This window comes from Pseudoxanthobacter sp., assembly GCF_036822375.1.
Taxonomy (GTDB): domain Bacteria; phylum Pseudomonadota; class Alphaproteobacteria; order Rhizobiales; family Segnochrobactraceae; genus Pseudoxanthobacter.
Window position 1 is genome coordinate 21,316 of sequence record NZ_DAISHT010000041.1, and the last position, 1,611, is coordinate 22,926.

General features: G+C 68.1%; 3 protein-coding genes. All 3 read right to left on the minus strand.

The features are described from left to right. Nucleotides 1-273, minus strand: a 273-nt coding sequence (locus V7067_RS06410) for a phenol hydroxylase subunit (protein ID WP_334175053.1), incomplete at its 3' end; no start/stop codon positions are given. Between the two features lie 284 nt (nt 274-557). Then, complete coding sequence (locus V7067_RS06415) at nt 558-764, minus strand: 2-hydroxymuconate tautomerase (RefSeq protein WP_334175054.1); 207 nt, start codon at nt 762-764, stop codon at nt 558-560. 9 nt (nt 765-773) lie between these two features. Then, complete coding sequence (locus V7067_RS06420; RefSeq protein ID WP_334175055.1) at nt 774-1,544, minus strand: fumarylacetoacetate hydrolase family protein; 771 nt, start codon at nt 1,542-1,544, stop codon at nt 774-776. Between the last annotated feature and the right edge of the window lie 67 nt (nt 1,545-1,611).

Below are 1,611 nucleotides of genomic sequence, written 5' to 3' on the forward strand. Positions count from 1 at the left end.
CAGGCGCTGCAGCAGGCCCGCGCTGTCGCGGTGCGCGTCGTCGCTCTCGTCTGCCGCGTCGGGCAGGCGGGTGGCGCCGCGCGCACGGCAGAACTCTTCAAAGGCGGCGAAAGGCAGGATCAGTTCGACTGTCAGGTCGGCATCGTCGAGGATGTACTCGAACTCGACGAAGCGGTTGAGGCGAATGCCGGTCACGCGCACGAAGGCTGCGTGAGTGCCGGCGCCCGCATGACCCGACGCGCCCCTTGCGGGCGCCTCGCGCTGCGAAGCCATTGGTAACCTCCCGTGGCAGGCCGTCGTTTTTTGAGCCGGAAGCCGGTCGGGCGACTTCCGTGACGGTCCTTTTCCATAAGCCCTTTATCGGAGGTGCGGCGTTCAGTGTCAATCAGATTTTCGATATTTTTTAAAACAGCGATATTTGTGTGAGATTTCGTATATTCCGGCCGAAGCCGCAAAAAAGTGCAGCCGGCCGGGCGGTGTGACGCGCCCGGCCGGCCCGATGCGGCCGCTGGAGAGGTGAGGGGACCCGGGAGACGCGGCCGCAAGACGGCCCGCGATCAGCCCGCGGGGGGCTCGTCGGGCGGCGTGCCCTTGAGTTCGCCGCCGGCGGCGAAGTGCCAGGCCGGCACTTCGCGGATGATGATGCGCACGGAAGCCCGCGGCGCGCCGAGTGTTTCCACCACGGCGTCGGTGACCGCGCGCACCATGTTGGCCTTGGCCTCGAACGGCCGGCCCTCGATCATGGTCACTTCCAGAACGGGCATGGGGCCTCCTTAGGCCACGACGCTGAAGGCGACGCGGCCGAGGGTCTCGAAACGGGTTTCGATGTGTTCGCCGGGCGTCAGCGGATGGGCGGCGGTGGCGCCGCCGGCCAGCACGATGTCGCCGGGCTCCAGCCGCTCGCCGGCCCGCGCCACCAGCTTTGCGGCGGCGACCAGCGAGCGGACGGGATCGCCGAGAATGGCGGCCGACGAGCCGATCTGCACGGCGCGGCCGTCGACTTCCATCAGGATGCCGAGGTTGGAGACGTCGGTATCCGCCCTGGCCCACGGCCCGACATAGAAGCCGGACGAGGACGAGTTGTCGGCGATCACGTCGGCCAGCGCGAACTTGAAGTTCTGATAGCGGCTGTCGATGATTTCCAGTGCGGGGGCGACCGCCTCCACGGCGGCGAGCGCCTCCGCGGCGGTGACGTTGCCTTCCAGCGGCCGGCCGATGATGTAGGCGATTTCCGGTTCCACCCGCGGGTGCACATAGGCGGCGCGGGTCAGCACGCCGCCCTCTTCAAGCCGCATGGCATCGGTGAGGCGGCCCCAGATGACCTCCGACACGCCCACCTGCTGCATCTTGGCGCGCGAGGTGAGGCCCATCTTGAAGCCCGCCCGGCGTTCGCCGCGCGCCCGGCGGCGGGCGAGCGACAGCGCCTGAATGGCGTAGGCATCGTCTACCGACAGGTCCGGCAGGGTGTCGGTCAGCTGCGGAATGGCGGTTGCGGTGCGCGCCGCCTCATCCACGGTCAGGGCGAGATCTGCAAGGCTGGTCATGCCGCTTCTCCGCGGGCTTTGAGGATATCGAGAGCGACGTCGATGATCATGTCTTCCTGCCCTCCGA

Bases quoted from the DNA above. Each gene is read 5' to 3' on its own strand.
- V7067_RS06415 (WP_334175054.1), bottom strand. From the start codon at position 764: ATGCCCGTTCTGGAAGTGACCATGATCGAGGGCCGGCCGTTCGAGGCC.
- V7067_RS06420 (WP_334175055.1), bottom strand. From the start codon at position 1,544: ATGACCAGCCTTGCAGATCTCGCCCTGACCGTGGATGAGGCGGCGCGC.